Raw genomic sequence first — 18,016 nt, 5'->3', positions numbered from 1 at the left:
TTTTTTATGTCTTAGATGACTTTCGTTTGTGATTATAGATTCCAAATAGTAAAAGAGAAGTAAAGGAACAGATTGCTCCAACAACAAACCCATTAGGAATAAAGGAAAGTGTAATAGTTCCTTTTCCCTTAGGAACGTCAACTTTTATAAAACCAGTTTGAGCTTGTTTAATTTCTATTTTCTTCCCATCTTGGTAGGCAGACCAGCCTTTGTCATAAGGAATGGTGAAGAAAATGGATGTATCTTGTTTGACATCATATGTAGCAAAGACCTTATTTTTAGAAGTTGATACTGTGACAGGTTGTTCTTTAATTTTTTGAATTGCCTCGGTGAAAGTTTTGGTATCTAAACGATAGAAGGTAGGAGATTCAAATGATACCTGTGAATTTCCAGGGAAACTAACATTAATATTGAAAGTCTTTTTCTCTTTAGTATATCCTAGATTAAAGAAGGAGAAGACATTATCAGTTGTAAAAGTTTTCTTTTCTCCATTTACAAGGATGTCAACCTTCTTTTGTTTGTCATTAGAAAAGTGAAGGTTTGTGAAAGAAAGAGAAACTTGGCTGTTTTCTGGCACTTCAATTTGATACTGGATTGCTGCATCCTCATTTGAAGAACTTGTGACACTAATCAAATCATCAGTATTCTCTGTTTTTTCATAGGGTATTGGAGAAAAATAATCAAAATTGGTGTTAGCAAGTTGATTTAAAAACGAGGCCTGATTATCTAGAGTGTGTTCAGTGAACTTGACATCATTGTAAACAGATTGACTAGCAAAGGCAATCGGAAGAGAGTATTGATTTTCATATAGGGCAAGATTATCTTTTTGATAGATATCTTTAAAACCATACTTATCAATAGGAATGTCTGAGATATTATACTGGATACCAAATAAACTATCAGCCAAAATACTATTATTTGCATAGCGGAGATTGAGATTAGTCCCAGAGGATTTAAAACCAAGTTTATCTAAAGTAGAGCTTGCTGAACGATTTCGAACAGATGAAAATTGAGATATTCCATTGTAGTTAAATTTCATACTGTCATTTCCTGTTTGAGTTTCTAGTTTTTCAGTACGAGTAAATGAATTTCCAATATATGTTGAGAAAGATTCCATAGCTGGGATATCTCGACTATATGCACTTCGAGAAGCAAATCCCCATTCCTTAGCAATTCCGTCTATTTGAGATGAAGCATTTAAACTCACTTCAACCATTATAAATAAAGAAATTAGAATGGCAAACAGATTCACAGAGATAAACTTTTTGATAACCGCAAGGAGTAAAAGAGAATAGACAACTAAAAATTCAAGAGTCAGTAGGATATTCAAATCTGTTAAAAAAGAATAATGTGATTTTAGATAGATGGTAGCTAAAAATCCTGTTACTACAAGAAAAAGCGAAACTAAAAAGTTCCAGATTTTAATTTCTCTCAGACGATTTAAGACTTCCGCTGCTGTGTAAATTAACAAGGTAGAGAAAATCCAAGCGTAGCGATGTAAAAACATGTTTGGAGTATGCATGCCTTGCCAAAATAAATCAAGCGCTTCTATGTAAAAGCTTGCAATTAGAAATGTAAAGAAGATTATATAGATAAGTTTCACGTGAAACTTAATGGATGTCAGTGTAAAAAATAAAATAGTTAAAATAAAGGGAAGCAGTCCAACAAAAATCATTGGAATAGCTCCATACTTTGTTGTGTCAAAGGAACCGATGAATTGCTTAGCAAAGAGATCAAGATACCAGCTACTTTCAGTTTGAAACTTTGTAACTTCAGTCAATTTTTCCCCATGTGTCTGTAAATCAAACAGAGTAGGAAGAGTCATAATCAAACTAGCCATACCAGCTAAAAAGGAGGTAACAATAAAATCAAGTACAGATGATTTTCGGGTTTTAAAGTCCCACGAAATTTGACAGAGATACCAGAAAATAAGAAACAATGCTGTCATATATCCAAAATAATAATTTTGAATAAACAAAATTGACAGACTTGTAAAGTATAATAAGAATTTCTTTTCAGTTATTAGTAGATGTAAACCAGTTATAATTAAAGGAATCAGGATAAAAACATCTAGCCAAGTTTTTATCTCTAGTTGACTGACAGAGAAACTCATCAGAGCATAGGAAGTAGATAAGGCTAGTTTTAAAGTCTGAGGGATATTTTTAAATAATTTATTTAAACTAAAGAAGGTTGACAGACCAATCAATCCAAATTTTAAGAGAGTTGTCAGATAGACAGCATCGGGCATATTCGTTAGATCAAAAAAGTAAACCAGAGGCGCGAGAAAACTACCCAAGTAATAACTAGATAGGGCATAGAAGTTTAGTCCTAGACCACTTGTAAAGGTGTAAAACAGACTACCATTTCCATGTAGGATATTCTGTAAAGCTACATCAAAAATAACGTATTGATGAAAGCCATCTCCTAATAGAGGAGAGTTGTCGCTATTCCAGTAGATACCTTGAGATAGATATACTCCTATCATAATGATTATGGGAATGATAAAAGAAACAAAATAGGTCCAATATGTTTTAAAAAATAATTTCATGTTACCTCATAAAATGTTAGAAAACTCAGCTGGTTAACCCAACTGAGTTTTGAAGTTTTATTTAGTCTTTCCAAAGTTCTTTAACTTTTGCTTGTACTTCTGCATTTTCTAGGAATTCATCGTAGGTTTCATCGATACGGTCGATGACGCCATTTTTAGACAAGACAATGATATGATTAGCCAAAGTTTGAATAAACTCGTGGTCATGGCTGGCAAAGATGATTGATTCTTTAAAGTTTTTCAATCCATCATTCAAGCTTGAGATAGATTCCAAATCCAAGTGATTTGTTGGATCATCAAGTACAAGGACATTTGATTTTAAGAGCATGAGTTTTGAAAGCATGACACGAACTTTTTCTCCCCCTGACAAGACATTTACAGGTTTGTTAACCTCATCTCCAGAGAAGAGCATACGGCCGAGGAAGCCACGTAGGAAAGTATTGTCATCTTCTTCTTTACTTGCGAATTGGCGTAACCAGTCAAGAATAGATTCTCCGCCTGCAAAATCAGCTGAGTTATCTTTTGGCAGGTAAGATTGACTAGTAGTAACTCCCCACTTGATAGTTCCTTCATAGTCAATATCACCCATGATTGCACGAATTAATGCAGTCGTTTGGATGTCATTTTGTCCAATAAGTGCTGTCTTATCACCTGGACGCAAGATGAAACTGATATTATCCAAGATAGTTTCACCATCAATCTTTACAGTTAGATTTTCTACTGTCAAGAGATCATTACCAATTTCACGCTCCGCTTTAAAGTTGATAAATGGATATTTACGACTAGATGGCACAATCTCTTCTAGCTCAATCTTATCAAGCATTTTCTTACGTGATGTTGCTTGTCTTGATTTGGAAGCATTGGCAGAGAAACGAGCTACGAATTCTTGCAATTGCTTAATTTTTTCCTCTGCTTTTGCATTACGGTCTGCTAGCAATTTAGCAGCAAGCTCAGAAGATTCCTTCCAGAAGTCGTAGTTTCCGACATATAGTTTGATTTTTCCAAAGTCAAGGTCGGCCATGTGAGTACATACTTTGTTTAAGAAGTGACGGTCGTGGGATACTACGATAACGGTGTTATCAAAATCAATCAAGAAGTCTTCTAGCCATGTAATTGATTGGATATCCAAACCATTGGTCGGCTCGTCCAAAAGAAGAACATCTGGTTTACCAAAAAGTGCTTTGGCGAGGAGAACCTTTACTTTCTCACCGTTGGCCAATTCACTCATATTTTGGTAGTGCAACTCTTCTGGGATATTTAGGTTTTGAAGTAGTTGAGAGGCTTCACTCTCTGCTTCCCAACCTCCAAGCTCGGCAAACTCTCCTTCAAGTTCGGCAGCACGGACTCCGTCCTCATCTGAGAAATCTTCCTTCATGTAGATGGCATCTTTCTCTTTCATGATGCTATAAAGTTTTTCATTTCCCATGATAACAACATCAATAGCACGTTCATCTTCATAGTCAAAGTGATTTTGACGAAGAACAGAGAGACGTTCATCTGGACCAAGAGAGATGTGACCAGTAGTAGGTTCGATATCTCCAGCTAAAATTTTTAAAAAGGTTGATTTTCCGGCACCATTAGCACCGATTAATCCATAAGTATTTCCTTCTGTAAATTTGATATTGACATCATCAAAAAGTTTGCGATCACTAAAACGTAGTGAAACATCAGATACTGTAAGCAATATTTTTCTCCTATATGTGTAATATATTTATTCTACTAGAAAATACGGAAATATTCAAATTTTTATCTGTCAATTTTATGTAAATTACATTTACAGCATACTTTACACAAATCCGTAAACAGCAAGGCTGATTTATTTTGATAAATTACGGTTATTTCATTAAAAAAATGCTATAATTGAAGGGACCATATCGAAGGAGAATAAAATGACTAAACCCATTATTTTAACAGGAGACCGTCCAACAGGAAAATTGCATATTGGACATTATGTTGGAAGTCTCAAAAATCGAGTATTATTACAGGAAGAGGATAAGTATGATATGTTTGTGTTCTTGGCTGACCAACAAGCCTTGACAGATCATGCCAAAGATCCTCAAACCATTGTAGAGTCTATCGGAAATGTGGCTTTGGATTATCTTGCAGTTGGATTGGATCCAAGTAAGTCAACTATTTTTATTCAAAGCCAGATTCCAGAGTTGGCTGAGTTGTCTATGTATTATATGAATCTGGTTTCATTAGCACGTCTGGAGCGTAATCCAACTGTCAAGACAGAAATTGCTCAGAAAGGATTTGGAGAAAGCATTCCGACAGGATTCTTGGTCTATCCAATAGCTCAAGCAGCTGACATCACTGCTTTTAAGGCTAATTATGTTCCTGTTGGGACAGATCAGAAACCAATGATTGAGCAAACTCGTGAAATTGTTCGTTCTTTTAACAATGCATATAACTGTGATGTCTTGGTAGAGCCGGAAGGTATTTATCCAGAAAATGAGAGAGCAGGGCGTTTACCTGGTTTAGATGGAAATGCTAAAATGTCTAAATCACTCAATAACGGTATTTATTTAGCTGATGATGCGGATACTTTGCGTAAAAAAGTAATGAGTATGTATACAGATCCAGATCATATCCGCGTTGAGGATCCAGGTAAAATTGAAGGAAATATGGTTTTCCATTATCTAGATGTTTTTGGTCGTCCAGAAGATGCTCAAGAAATTGCTGACATGAAAGAACATTATCAACGAGGTGGTCTTGGTGATGTGAAGACCAAGCGTTATCTACTTGAAATATTAGAACGTGAACTTGGTCCTATTCGTGAGCGCCGTATTGAATTTGCTAAGGATATGGGAGAAGTTTATAATATGCTTCAAAAAGGTAGTGAAAGAGCGCGTGAAGTTGCAGGTCAAACCCTATCTGAGGTTAAAGGAGCAATGGGACTTCATTACTTTAACTAAGTTTATTTTACAAGAAACTATCATTTCTATATCGAAGAAAAGATAGTTTTTTATTTACCCCTGTAACATTTGACAAATTTTTATAGAATGGTATGATAGATACAATATAAAAAGAGTCAAGCTCAAAAAGAAAGAAAAGAGGAAACTTCGAATGTCTAATTGGGACACTAAATTTTTGAAAAAAGGTTTTACCTTTGATGATGTATTGCTTATTCCAGCTGAAAGTCATGTGTTGCCTAACGATGCAGATTTAACAACTAAATTGGCAGATAATCTGACTTTAAATATCCCAATTATTACCGCTGCCATGGACACAGTTACAGAGAGTCAAATGGCCATTGCTATTGCTCGTGCAGGCGGTCTCGGAGTTATCCATAAAAACATGTCAATTGCTCAACAAGCAGACGAGGTTCGTAAGGTAAAACGTTCTGAAAATGGAGTTATTATTGATCCGTTCTTTTTGACACCTGAACATACAATTGCTGAAGCAGATGAGCTTATGGGTCGTTACCGCATCAGTGGTGTTCCAGTTGTTGAAACACTTGAAAATCGTAAATTGGTTGGTATTTTGACAAACCGAGATCTTCGTTTTATTTCAGACTATAACCAACCAATCTCAAACCATATGACTAGTGAAAATCTTGTTACTGCTCCTGTGGGTACAGATCTTGCAACAGCTGAGAGTATTCTTCAAGAACACCGTATTGAAAAGCTTCCGTTGGTAGATGAAGAAGGTCGTCTTTCTGGTTTGATTACTATCAAAGATATTGAAAAAGTTATTGAGTTTCCAAATGCTGCTAAAGATGAGTTTGGTCGTCTTCTAGTTGCAGGTGCAGTAGGTGTTACTTCAGATACATTTGAACGTGCAGAGGCTCTTTTTGAGGCAGGAGCGGATGCGATTGTTATTGATACTGCACATGGTCATTCTGCAGGTGTCTTGCGTAAAATTGCTGAGATTCGTGCTCATTTCCCAGATCGTACTTTGATTGCTGGAAATATTGCTACTGCTGAAGGTGCACGTGCCCTTTATGAAGCAGGTGTAGACGTTGTCAAGGTTGGTATTGGGCCAGGTTCAATCTGTACAACTCGTGTGATTGCTGGTGTCGGTGTTCCGCAAGTAACAGCTATCTATGATGCTGCAGCTGTTGCGCGTGAATATGGTAAAACGATCATTGCTGACGGTGGAATCAAGTATTCTGGAGATATTGTAAAAGCCCTTGCTGCAGGTGGAAATGCAGTTATGCTTGGATCAATGTTTGCTGGAACTGATGAAGCTCCAGGCGAAACTGAAATCTTCCAAGGACGTAAGTTTAAGACTTACCGTGGTATGGGATCAATTGCTGCTATGAAGAAAGGTTCAAGCGATCGTTACTTCCAAGGTTCTGTCAATGAAGCAAACAAACTCGTTCCAGAAGGAATTGAAGGTCGTGTTGCTTATAAAGGTGCTGCAGCTGATATTGTCTTCCAAATGATTGGAGGTATTCGTTCTGGTATGGGTTACTGTGGTGCAGCTAACCTTAAAGAACTACACGATAATGCTCAATTTATTGAAATGTCTGGTGCTGGTTTGAAAGAGAGCCATCCTCATGATGTACAAATTACTAATGAGGCACCAAATTATTCTATGTAAAAAAACAATGAAAAGAACTCCAGTAAAAACAGGAGTTCTTTTACAATGTTGTCAATTTTCATTTACAGAAACTTTACCATCCTGAATAGTGAAGATACTTAGATTTTTTGGCAGATTTTGAAGATGATCTAAGCTTGTTGTTGTGATAAAGGTTTGGATTGAATGAGAAATCGTTTCTAATAATTTTAACTGTCTAGTGTTGTCAAGTTCACTCATGACATCGTCAAGCAATAATATCGGAGATTCTGTAGTAATACTTTCCATTAATTCGATTTCTGCTAATTTTATAGAAAGGACGAGACTACGATGTTGGCCTTGACTTCCGAAACTAGCATCCATCCCATTTATATAAAAAGAAATGTCATCTCTATGAGGACCGACACCAGTATTCTTTTTATATAAATCTCTGGATCTACTTTTTTCTAAAGCAATTTTGAAAGATTCGGATAAGCCTTCTTTGTCAGTTGGCTTGACAGAAGATTGATAGGATATTGACAACTCTTCAATCTGATTAGAGAGTTCAAAATGTTTCTTACGGCCAAAATATTCTAGTTTTTTTATGAAATCTAAGCGGTGATTCATTACACGACATCCATAATCAACTAGCTGATCATCCAACACTGAAAGGAAGGTTTCATCTATTTTTTGAGCTGATTTTAGGTAAGTGTTTCTTTGCTTTAGGATGTGGTTATAATTGGTTAAGTCAGATAAATAGATTGGCTTGATTTGTCCAAGTTCCATATCAATGAATTTTCGTCGAACCGAAGGTGCTCCTTTAATTAGTTGTAAATCTTCAGGAGCAAATAAGACAACATTCATGTGTCCGACATAATCTGAAAGTCGTGCCTGTTTTAAGTGATTAACTTTTGTTACACGGCCTTTTTGTGTTAGTTCAATTTCGAGAGAAATGGATCCCGTTTTTTTCTGAACGAGACCTGAAAGATGAAGTTGTTCCTCATCAAAATGAATGAGATTTTTATCTGTTCGAGTTCGATGACTACGTGTTAAGGCTAAAAAATAGATAGCCTCTAACATATTTGTTTTACCTTGTGCATTACGTCCTAAAAAGACATTTAATTTAGGATTAAAGTCTATTTTCGTCTCTTTGTAATTACGAAAAGTCTTGAGAGATAGGTTTTGTAGCCACATGATTATCTACCAGGGAATCGTGGAGCTTGTTTGCTTTTTGGTGATGAAGTAGGTTTAGAGTTGTCTTTTTTTACTCCCTTATTCATCTCTTTGACGAGTTTAGTGATTCGTTCTTTTTCAACTTTATCAGCTTGGTATTCATCTTGCTCCTCAGAAGTAGGTCGTGTCAACAAGATGTCAATATTCATGTCAGGGATGTCAATTTTATCGCCAATACGAAGTTTTTTACCGCGACGACTCTCTAATTCCCCATTAAAGTAAACAGAATGTTCAGAGAGAAATGATTTGATAGCTCCTCCGCTATGTGTAATTCCAAGTTCTTTGAGTAGTGCTTGGAGGGTAATAAATTCTTCAAATAATTTGTATTCCATAATTCACCTCAATCTTTGGTATTATACCATATTTTCCTAAAAATAGTGAGAGAAATAGGGAGAAATGTAAGCGATTTTTATTTCAAAAGTGTTACAGAGAACAAGAAAATTTCAGGTTTTCGTGATATAATAGAAGTCTGTATATAAGGAGGTAAATCATGGAGTTAGTGCATGGAATTTCAACACATTTTATCCAATCAAAAAAGTTTAAAACGAACAAAATCGCCGTGCGTTTTACCGCTCCATTATCCCTTGATACGATTGCAGGTCGCATGTTGAGTGCGAGTATGCTAGAGACTGCTAATCAGATGTACCCCACTTCTCAAGATTTGAGGAGACATTTAGCCAGTCTATACGGCACAGATATGTCAACTAATTGTTTCAGAAGAGGGCAAAGTCATATTGTAGAATTGACATTTACCTATGTTCGTGATGAGTTTTTAAGTAGGAAAAATGTTCTAACTTCTCAGGTTTTGGAACTTGTAAAAGAAACTCTTTTTTCACCCGTAGTATTTGATAATGGGTTTGATTCGGACTTATTTGAAATTGAGAAAAAACAATTGCTAGCAAGTTTAGCAACTGATATGGATGATTCTTTTTATTTTGCACATAAAGAATTAGATAAATTATTTTTTCATGATGAACGTCTCCAATTGGAATATAGTGATTTACGAAATCGTATTTTAGCTGAAACTCCACAAAGTTCTTATTCTTGTTTCCAAGAATTTTTGGCCAATGATCGAATAGATTTCTTTTTCCTAGGAGATTTTAATGAGGTTGAAATTCAAAATGTATTAGAATCGTTTGGCTTTAAAGCTCGAAAAGGAGATGTGAAGGTTCAGTATTGTCAACGTTATTCCAATATCCTTCAGGAAGGTATGGTTCGGAAAAATGTGGGACAATCCATTTTGGAATTAGGTTATCATTGCCCTTCTGAATATGGTGATGGGCAACATTTACCCATGATTGTAATGAATGGTTTACTTGGTGGATTTGCTCATTCTAAATTATTTACAAATGTCCGTGAAAATGCTGGATTGGCTTATACTATTTCAAGTCAGCTTGATTTATTTAGTGGATTCTTGAGGATGTATGCTGGCATTGATCGAGAAAATCGGAATCAGGCTCGAAAAATGATGAATAATCAACTGCTTGATTTAAAAAAAGGATATTTTACAGAGCTTGAGCTAGAGCAGACCAAGGAAATGATTCGTCGGTCTTTGTTGCTTTCTCAAGATAATCAAGGTTCATTGATTGAACGTGCTTATCAAAATGCCTTACTTGGAAAATCTTCAGCAGACTTTAAAAGTTGGATTGCAAAACTCGAGCAAGTTGACAAAGATGATATTTGTAGAGCAGCTAATAATGTGAAATTACAAGCGATTTACTTTATGGAAGGAATAGAATGACAAAGGTTGTTTTTGAAGAAAAATACTATCCAGCTGTAAAAGAAATGATTTATCGAACTCGTTTGGCCAATGGATTGACAGTTGCTCTTTTGCCTAAAAAGGAATTTAAAGAGGTTTACGGGAGTGTCACTGTTCAGTTTGGTTCGGTAGATACGCTTGTCACAGAAGTTGACGGAGATGTAAAAGAATATCCTGGAGGAATTGCTCATTTTCTTGAACATAAATTATTTGAAAGAGAAGATTCTAGTGATTTGATGTCTGCTTTTACGAGTCTAGGTGCAGATAGTAATGCCTTTACAAGCTTTACAAAAACAAGTTATCTTTTTTCAGCAACGGATCATTTTTTAGAAAATTTAGAGTTACTTGATGAATTGGTAACATCAGCACATTTTACTGAAGATTCCATTTTAAGAGAGCAGGATATTATCCAGCAAGAACGAGAAATGTATCAAGATGATCCAGATTCGTGTTTATTCTTTTCAACTTTAGCGAATTTGTATCCTGGTACACCTTTAGCAACTGATATTGTTGGAAGTGAGGAATCCATTTCCCAAATCAATCTAACTAATTTGCAAGAAAATTTTACAAGGTTTTACAAACCTGTAAACATGTCTCTGTTTTTAGTTGGTAATTTTGATGTGGAAAGAGTACAGGACTATTTTGAAAGCAAAGAACTAAAAGATTTAGATGTTCAGGATGTAGCAAGAGAAAAGTTTGTTTTACAGGCTGTAAAGCAAACAGACAGTATGAGAATGGAAGTATCTTCTCCTAAACTAGCGATTGGGATTAGAGGTAATCGAGAAGTTGCTGAGGCGGATTGCTATCGACATCATATTTTATTAAAATTATTGTTTGCAATGATGTTTGGTTGGACTTCGGATCGTTTTCAAAAATTATATGAATCAGGTAAAATTGATGCGTCCTTATCTCTGGAAGTTGAGGTAACAAGTCGCTTTCATTTTGTTATGTTGACAATGGATACGAAGGAGCCAGTTGCTTTATCTCATCAATTTAGGAAGGCCATTCGTAATTTTACAAAGGATTTAGATATTACAGAGGATCATTTAGATATTATCAAAAGAGAGATGTTTGGAGAATTTTTCAGTAGCATGAACTCTCTTGAATTTATTACAACGCAATATGATGCTTTTGAACATGGTGAGACAATTTTTGATTTACCAAAGATTTTACAGGAAATTACTTTAGAGGATGTCCTTGAAGCAGGGCATCACTTAATAGATGAAGGGGATATAGTTGATTTTACAATATTCCCATCGTAGTAACCTATCATAATAGACACTAGAAAGAAGGGATGACAAGTATGAGAAAAAAAACAATTGGAGAGGTTTTACGATTAGCTAGAATCAATCAGGGATTGAGTTTAGATGAATTGCAGAAAAAGACAGAAATCCAGTTAGATATGTTGGAAGCAATGGAAGCAGACGATTTCGATCAACTTCCAAGTCCTTTTTACACGCGTTCTTTCTTGAAAAAATATGCATGGGCTGTTGAATTAGATGATCAAATTGTTTTGGATGCTTATGATTCTGGGAGTATGATTACTTATGAGGAAGTAGATGTTGATGAAGATGAGTTGACAGGTCGTAGACGTTCAAGTAAGAAAAAGAAGAAAAAAACATCCTTTTTACCTTTATTTTATTTTATCCTTTTTGCTTTATCGATTTTAATTTTTGTGACCTATTATGTTTGGAACTATATTCAAACTCAACCAGAGGGGCCTTCTCTTTCTAATTACAGTGTGGTTCAATCAACAAGTTCAATAAGTTCAACTAGCTCTGTTACCCACTCCTCAAGTAGTAGTTCATCTAGCAGTTCTTCTAGTATAGAATCAGCTATAAGTGTATCAGGCGAAGGAAATCATGTAGAAATCGCTTATAAGACAAGTAAGGAAACAGTTAAATTGCAATTGACAGTTTCAGATGTTACAAGTTGGGTCAGCGTTTCAGAAAGCGAACTTGAGGGCGGTGTAACCTTATCGCCAGAGAAGAAAAGTGCGGAAACAACAGTCGCAACTAAAAGTCCTGTAACAATTACGTTAGGTGTTGTAAAAGGTGTTGCTTTGACAGTAGATAATCAGACTGTTGATTTATCGAAATTAACAGCTCAGACTGGACAAATCACTGTAACCTTTACTAAAAATTAAGGAAAAACGAATGAAAAAAGAACAAATTCCCAATCTCTTAACCATAGGTCGAATTCTCTTTATACCTATTTTTATCTTTATTTTAACGATAGGAAATTCGATAGAGAGTCATATAGTGGCAGCTATTATCTTTGCGATTGCTAGTATTACAGATTATTTAGATGGATATTTAGCTCGTAAATGGAATGTGGTCAGTAATTTTGGTAAATTTGCAGATCCTATGGCGGATAAGTTACTAGTTATGTCGGCTTTTATTATGCTGATTGAGTTAGGTATGGCTCCAGCTTGGATTGTTGCAGTGATCATCTGTCGTGAGTTGGCTGTGACAGGTTTAAGGCTTTTATTGGTTGAAACTGGTGGAACAGTTTTAGCAGCAGCAATGCCTGGAAAAATTAAAACTTTTAGTCAGATGTTTGCCATTATTTTCTTGCTATTACATTGGACTTTGCTTGGTCAAGTTCTACTTTATGTGGCCTTGTTTTTCACTATCTACTCTGGCTATGATTATTTCAAGGGTAGTGCCTATGTATTTAAAGGGACATTTGGTTCGAAATGAAATCAATAATTGATGTAAAAAATCTTTCTTTTCGTTATAAGGAAAGTCAAGAATACTATGATGTGAAGGATATTACGTTTCACGTGAAACGTGGGGAATGGCTTTCGATTGTAGGGCACAATGGTAGTGGTAAATCAACGACGGTTAGATTAATTGATGGCTTACTGGAAGCAGAATCCGGAGAGATTGTAATTGATGGCCAACGGTTGACTGAGGAAAATGTTTGGAATATACGTCGTCAAATCGGTATGGTTTTTCAAAATCCAGACAATCAATTTGTTGGAGCGACTGTTGAAGATGATGTTGCCTTTGGTTTGGAAAATCAGGGCCTTTCTCGTCAAGAAATGAAAAAGAGAGTGGAGGAAGCTCTAGCTTTAGTTGGCATGTTGGACTTTAAAAAGAGAGAGCCAGCGCGTCTATCGGGTGGCCAAAAGCAACGTGTAGCTATTGCAGGTGTTGTAGCCCTAAGACCAGCTATTCTAATTCTAGATGAAGCAACGAGTATGTTGGATCCTGAGGGACGTAGAGAACTGATTGAGACAGTAAAAGCAATTCGAAAAGACTATGATATGACCGTCATTTCCATTACCCATGATTTAGAAGAAGTTGCCATGAGTGATCGTGTATTGGTCATGAAAAAAGGGGAAATTGAATCAACCAGCAGTCCAAGAGAACTTTTCTCTCGAACTGATTTAGATCAAATTGGATTAGACGATCCTTTTGCCAATCAATTAAAACATTCTTTGAGCCAGAATGGCTATGATTTGCCTGAAAATTATTTGACAGAAAGTGAGCTAGAGGATAAACTATGGGAATTGCTCTAGAAAATGTGAGTTTTACATATCAAGAAGGGACTCCCTTAGCTTCAACAGCTTTGTCAGATGTTTCTTTAACGATTGAAGATGGTTCTTATACGGCTTTAATTGGCCATACAGGTAGTGGCAAATCAACTATTTTACAACTCTTAAATGGTTTATTGGTGCCAAGTCAAGGAAGTGTACGAGTTTTTGATACCTTAATCACCTCGACTTCTAAAAATAAAGATATTCGTCAAATTAGAAAACAGGTTGGCTTGGTATTTCAGTTTGCTGAAAATCAAATTTTTGAAGAAACAGTATTGAAAGACGTTGCTTTTGGACCACAAAATTTTGGAGTTTCTGAAGAAGATGCGGAGCAGATTGCGCGTGAGAAACTGGCTCTGGTTGGAATTGATAAATCACTTTTTGATCGTAGCCCGTTTGAGCTATCAGGTGGACAAATGAGACGTGTCGCCATTGCAGGTATACTTGCCATGGAGCCAGCTATATTAGTCTTAGATGAACCCACAGCAGGCCTAGATCCCCTGGGAAGAAAAGAGCTGATGAATTTGTTCAAAAAACTCCACCAGTCAGGGATGACCATTGTCTTGGTAACGCATTTGATGAATGATGCTGCTGAATATGCAAATCAAGTCTATGTGATGGAAAAGGGATGTTTAGTTAAGGGTGGTAAACCAAGTGATGTCTTTCAAGATGTTGTCTTTATGGAAGAAGTGCAGTTGGGAGTACCTAAAATTACATCCTTTTGTAAACGATTGGCTGATAGAGGCGTGTCATTTAAACGATTACCGATTAAGATAGAGGAGTTCAAGGAGTCGCTAAATGGATAGTATGATTTTGGGGCGTTATATCCCAGGAGATTCGATTGTTCACCGATTGGATCCACGCAGCAAATTACTGGCTATGATGCTACTGATTTTGATTGTGTTTTGGGCTAATAATCCCTTGACGAATATGATTCTTTTCATAGCGACAGGGATATTTATTGCCTTGTCAGGAGTATCTCTTTCATTTTTTATTCAGGGCTTGAAGTCTATGTTTTTCTTGATTGCCTTCACAACTATTTTTCAATTGTTTTTCATTTCTAATGGGAATGTTTTATTTGAGTTTTCGTTTGTGAGAATCACAGATTATGCTTTGCAACAAGCTGGAATTATTTTTTGTCGCTTTATATTGATTATTTTCTTTTCAACTTTGTTAACCTTAACGACTATGCCCTTAAGTTTGGCATCAGCTGTTGAAGCTTTGTTAGCGCCTTTAAAACGTGTGAAAGTTCCAGTTCATGAAATTGGATTGATGCTGTCCATGAGTTTACGTTTTGTCCCAACATTAATGGATGATACGACGCGGATTATGAATGCGCAGAAAGCGCGTGGAGTGGATTTTGGTGAAGGAAGTATTGTTCAAAAAGTAAAGGCTATGATTCCTATTTTGATTCCTCTTTTTGCGACAAGTTTAAAACGTGCAGATTCCTTGGCTATCGCCATGGAAGCGCGTGGTTATCAGGGTGGAAAAGGCCGAAGTCAATACAGACAATTGAAATGGACTCGAAAGGATACGCTAGCAATTCTTGTTATTCTCGTACTTGGTTGTTGTTTATTTTTCTTAAAATCTTAGTAGATTTCAGGAATTGATAAAAAGTTACTGTAACAGTTTTTGATATAAAGGTAGGGATATGAACCGTTTTAAAAAATCAAAATATGTCATTATTGTTTTTGTCACTGTTCTGCTTGTCTCAGCTCTCTTAGCGACGACTTATTCAAGCGCAATTGTGACAAAATTAGGAGATGGAATCTCATTGGTTGATAGGGTTGTGCAAAAACCTTTTCAGTGGTTTAATTCTGTCAAATCAGATTTGGCACATTTGACACGAACATATAATGAAAATGAAAGTTTGAAGAAACAAATTTACCAGTTAGAAGTTAAATCGAATGAGGCGGAAAGTTTAAAGACAGAAAATGAACAATTGCGCCAATTGCTTGATATGAAGTCTAAATTGCAAGCCACAAAGACTTTAGCAGCAGATGTTATTATGCGTTCTCCGGTATCTTGGAAACAGGAATTGACCCTGGATGCAGGCAAATCAAAAGGGGCTTCTGAGAACATGTTAGCTATTGCAAATGGTGGTTTGATTGGGAGCGTTTCAAAAGTAGAGGAGAACTCTACCATGGTCAACCTTCTAACAAATACGGAAAATGCTGATAAGATTTCTGTTAAAATTCAACATGGTTCTACTACAATTTATGGAATTATTGTTGGCTATGACAAGGAAAATGAAGTTCTTAAAATTAGCCAATTAAATAGCAATAGCGATATTAGTACAGGTGATAAGGTGACAACGGGTGGATTAGGAAACTTTAACGTTGCGGATATTCCTGTTGGTGAAGTGGTTGCCACAACGCATAGTACAGACTATTTGACACGAGAAGTAACTGTTAAATTGAGTGCAGATACTCATAATGTGGATGTGATAGAATTAGTGGGGAATTCATAATGAGACAGTTAAAGCGGGTTGGAGTGTTTTTATTGCTACCTTTCTTGGTTCTAATTGACGCCCATATTAGCCAGCTTCTGGGCTCATTTTTCCCCCATGTACATTTGGCTAGTCATTTTCTTTTTCTATTTCTCTTATTTGAGACGATAGAAGTATCAGAGTATCTCTACCTAGTCTATTGTTTTGTGATAGGCTTGGTTTACGATATTTACTTTTTCCATCTAATAGGGATTGCAACTCTCTTATTTATCTTATTGGGAGCGTTTCTTCATAAATTGAATAGTGTTATTTTGTTGAATCGTTGGACAAGAATCTTGGCTATGATTGTTATGAGTTTTCTATTTGATATGGGAGCTTATCTCTTTGCATTAGTGGTAGGTTTAACTGTAGATAGTCTGCCGATTTTTATCGTTTATAGCCTAGTACCATCCATGATTTTAAATCTTGTGTGGATGCTTATTTTTCAGTTTATTTTTGAAAAATATTATCTATGAGAAAGAAACAAAAATGTAACAAAGGCGTAATATTCATTAGGCCTTTTTTTGGTATACTAGTATTGTCTTTAAAAGAAGGAGTATCTACGTAATTATGAAGAAAAAAATCTTAGCGTCACTTTTATTAAGTACAGTAATGGTTTCTCAAGTAGCTGTTTTAACAACTGCGCATGCAGAAACGACTGATGACAAAATTGCTGCTCAAGATAATAAAATTAGTAACTTAACAGCACAACAACAAGAAGCCCAAAAACAAGTTGACCAAATTCAGGAGCAAGTATCAGCTATCCAAGCTGAGCAATCTAACTTGCAAGCTGAAAATGATAGATTACAAGCAGAATCCAAAAAACTTGAGAGTGAGATTACAGAACTTTCTAAAAACATTGTATCTCGCAATGATTCTTTGGAAAAACAAGCTCGTAGTGCTCAAACAAATGGAGCTGCAACTAGCTACATCAATACAATTGTAAACTCAAAATCAATTACAGAAGCTATTTCACGTGTTGCTGCAATGAGTGAAATCGTATCTGCAAACAACAAGATGTTGGAACAACAAAAAGCAGATAAACAAGCTATTTCTGAAAAACAAGTAGCAAATAATGATGCAATTAATACAGTTATTGCAAATCAACAGAAATTGTCTGATGATGCACAAGCTCTAACAACGAAACAAGCTGAGTTGAAGGCTGCAGAATTAAATCTTGCTGCTGAAAAAGCGACAGCAGAAGATGAAAAAGCAAGTTTGCTAGAGAAAAAAGCAGAAGCAGAAGCGGCAGCAAAAGCAGCAGCAGAGGCAGAAGCAGCTTACAAGGCAAAACAAGTAAGTCAACAACAAACAGTTGTTGCTTCTGGAAATACGACTTTTGCAGCACAGGTTCAAGCTGTAGCTTCTTCGGAATCAACAACATACACTCCTGTGGCAGTCAAACAACGCCCAACATACAGTACAAACGCTTCAAGTTATCCAATTGGAGAATGTACATGGGGAGTTAAAACATTAGCACCTTGGGCTGGAGACTATTGGGGTAATGGAGCACAGTGGGCTACAAGTGCAGCTGCTGCAGGATTCCGTACAGGTTCAACACCTCAAGTTGGTGCGATTGCATGTTGGAATGATGGTGGCTATGGACACGTAGCGGTAGTCACTGCTGTAGAATCAACAACACGTATCCAAGTGTCAGAATCAAATTATGCTGGTAATCGCACGCTTGGAAATCATCGTGGGTGGTTCAATCCGACAACTACGTCGTCAGGTTTTGTAACATATATTTATGCAGATTAATTAGAAAAGGAGACTTAATAGAGTCTCTTTTTTAGTGGCGATAGTCTCTCTAAAAAAATTCTTAAAAAACTTGAAAATATTGAAAAAGTATGGTAAAATGAAACTTGTCGTGTGAACGATAATACTCATTCTTGATGAATTGTGAGACAGTTGCCCTTGGGTCGTTTTGCGAGTTGAAGTCAAGAA

General features: G+C 36.1%; 16 protein-coding genes. 12 read left to right on the top strand and 4 right to left on the bottom strand.

Annotated elements, in window-relative coordinates; genetic code table 11:
• Positions 1–4: 4 nt before the first annotated feature.
• The gene (locus tag N8L33_RS03175; RefSeq protein ID WP_261058394.1) at positions 5–2,548 is read right to left on the bottom strand and encodes a YfhO family protein; all 2,544 of its coding nucleotides are present in this window, start codon (positions 2,546–2,548) and stop codon (positions 5–7) included.
• A gap of 61 nt (positions 2,549–2,609) precedes the next feature.
• On the bottom strand, positions 2,610–4,232 hold the full coding sequence (locus N8L33_RS03170) for an ATP-binding cassette domain-containing protein (RefSeq protein ID WP_261058392.1): 1,623 nt from the start codon (positions 4,230–4,232) through the stop codon (positions 2,610–2,612).
• A 205-nt stretch (positions 4,233–4,437) separates the two neighbouring features.
• Here N8L33_RS03170 and trpS point away from each other — a divergent pair, with 205 nt between their 5' ends.
• Positions 4,438–5,463 carry a tryptophan--tRNA ligase gene (gene trpS, locus N8L33_RS03165; protein WP_000165457.1) on the top strand — a complete coding sequence of 342 codons (1,026 nt, stop codon included), beginning with the start codon at positions 4,438–4,440 and terminating at the stop codon, positions 5,461–5,463.
• A 151-nt stretch (positions 5,464–5,614) separates the two neighbouring features.
• Positions 5,615–7,093, top strand: a complete 1,479-nt coding sequence (guaB, locus tag N8L33_RS03160) for an IMP dehydrogenase (RefSeq protein WP_000073418.1) — start codon at positions 5,615–5,617, stop codon at positions 7,091–7,093.
• A gap of 51 nt (positions 7,094–7,144) precedes the next feature.
• Here guaB and recF read toward each other — a convergent pair whose 3' ends face one another.
• Positions 7,145–8,242 carry a DNA replication/repair protein RecF gene (gene recF, locus N8L33_RS03155; RefSeq protein ID WP_261058391.1) on the bottom strand — a complete coding sequence of 366 codons (1,098 nt, stop codon included), beginning with the start codon at positions 8,240–8,242 and terminating at the stop codon, positions 7,145–7,147.
• A 2-nt stretch (positions 8,243–8,244) separates the two neighbouring features.
• Positions 8,245–8,613 (bottom strand): S4 domain-containing protein YaaA, encoded by a 369-nt coding sequence (yaaA, locus tag N8L33_RS03150; RefSeq protein ID WP_261058390.1) that lies wholly within the window; start codon positions 8,611–8,613, stop codon positions 8,245–8,247.
• Positions 8,614–8,771: 158 nt separating this feature from the next.
• Here yaaA and yfmF point away from each other — a divergent pair, with 158 nt between their 5' ends.
• The 10 genes from yfmF (at position 8,772) to pcsB (ending at position 17,830) form a co-directional block, all read left to right on the top strand.
• Complete coding sequence (gene yfmF / locus N8L33_RS03145; protein WP_261058388.1) at positions 8,772–10,022, top strand: EF-P 5-aminopentanol modification-associated protein YfmF; 1,251 nt, start codon at positions 8,772–8,774, stop codon at positions 10,020–10,022.
• The gene (gene yfmH, locus N8L33_RS03140) at positions 10,019–11,302 is read left to right on the top strand and encodes an EF-P 5-aminopentanol modification-associated protein YfmH (RefSeq protein ID WP_261058387.1); all 1,284 of its coding nucleotides are present in this window, start codon (positions 10,019–10,021) and stop codon (positions 11,300–11,302) included. Before yfmF ends, yfmH begins: the two co-directional genes overlap by 4 nt.
• A gap of 41 nt (positions 11,303–11,343) precedes the next feature.
• The gene (rodZ, locus tag N8L33_RS03135; protein WP_261030027.1) at positions 11,344–12,186 is read left to right on the top strand and encodes a cytoskeleton protein RodZ; all 843 of its coding nucleotides are present in this window, start codon (positions 11,344–11,346) and stop codon (positions 12,184–12,186) included.
• 10 nt (positions 12,187–12,196) lie between these two features.
• Complete coding sequence (gene pgsA, locus N8L33_RS03130) at positions 12,197–12,742, top strand: CDP-diacylglycerol--glycerol-3-phosphate 3-phosphatidyltransferase (RefSeq protein ID WP_000712127.1); 546 nt, start codon at positions 12,197–12,199, stop codon at positions 12,740–12,742.
• On the top strand, positions 12,739–13,566 hold the full coding sequence (locus N8L33_RS03125) for an energy-coupling factor ABC transporter ATP-binding protein (protein WP_261030026.1): 828 nt from the start codon (positions 12,739–12,741) through the stop codon (positions 13,564–13,566). Before pgsA ends, N8L33_RS03125 begins: the two co-directional genes overlap by 4 nt.
• A complete protein-coding gene (locus N8L33_RS03120) occupies positions 13,551–14,390 on the top strand; it encodes an energy-coupling factor transporter ATPase (protein WP_261058386.1) in 840 nt (279 codons plus the stop codon). Before N8L33_RS03125 ends, N8L33_RS03120 begins: the two co-directional genes overlap by 16 nt.
• Positions 14,383–15,177, top strand: coding sequence for an energy-coupling factor transporter transmembrane component T family protein (locus N8L33_RS03115; RefSeq protein ID WP_261058381.1), 795 nt, complete (start codon positions 14,383–14,385; stop codon positions 15,175–15,177). The genes N8L33_RS03120 and N8L33_RS03115 overlap by 8 nt, the downstream gene beginning before the upstream one ends.
• A 58-nt stretch (positions 15,178–15,235) precedes the next feature.
• Positions 15,236–16,054: a rod shape-determining protein MreC gene (gene mreC / locus N8L33_RS03110; RefSeq protein WP_261058380.1), complete on the top strand. Its 819-nt coding sequence runs from the start codon at positions 15,236–15,238 to the stop codon at positions 16,052–16,054.
• Positions 16,054–16,548 (top strand): rod shape-determining protein MreD, encoded by a 495-nt coding sequence (gene mreD / locus N8L33_RS03105; RefSeq protein ID WP_261058378.1) that lies wholly within the window; start codon positions 16,054–16,056, stop codon positions 16,546–16,548. Before mreC ends, mreD begins: the two co-directional genes overlap by 1 nt.
• 94 nt (positions 16,549–16,642) lie before the next feature.
• Positions 16,643–17,830 carry a peptidoglycan hydrolase PcsB gene (gene pcsB / locus N8L33_RS03100; protein ID WP_261058377.1) on the top strand — a complete coding sequence of 396 codons (1,188 nt, stop codon included), beginning with the start codon at positions 16,643–16,645 and terminating at the stop codon, positions 17,828–17,830.
• Positions 17,831–18,016: the final 186 nt, after the last annotated feature.

This window comes from Streptococcus mitis (assembly GCF_946188695.1).
GTDB classification, from domain to species: Bacteria; Bacillota; Bacilli; order Lactobacillales; family Streptococcaceae; genus Streptococcus; species Streptococcus mitis_DF.
The sequence above is the reverse complement of the archived record's forward strand: the minus strand, read 5'-3'. Positions and strand labels throughout refer to the sequence as shown.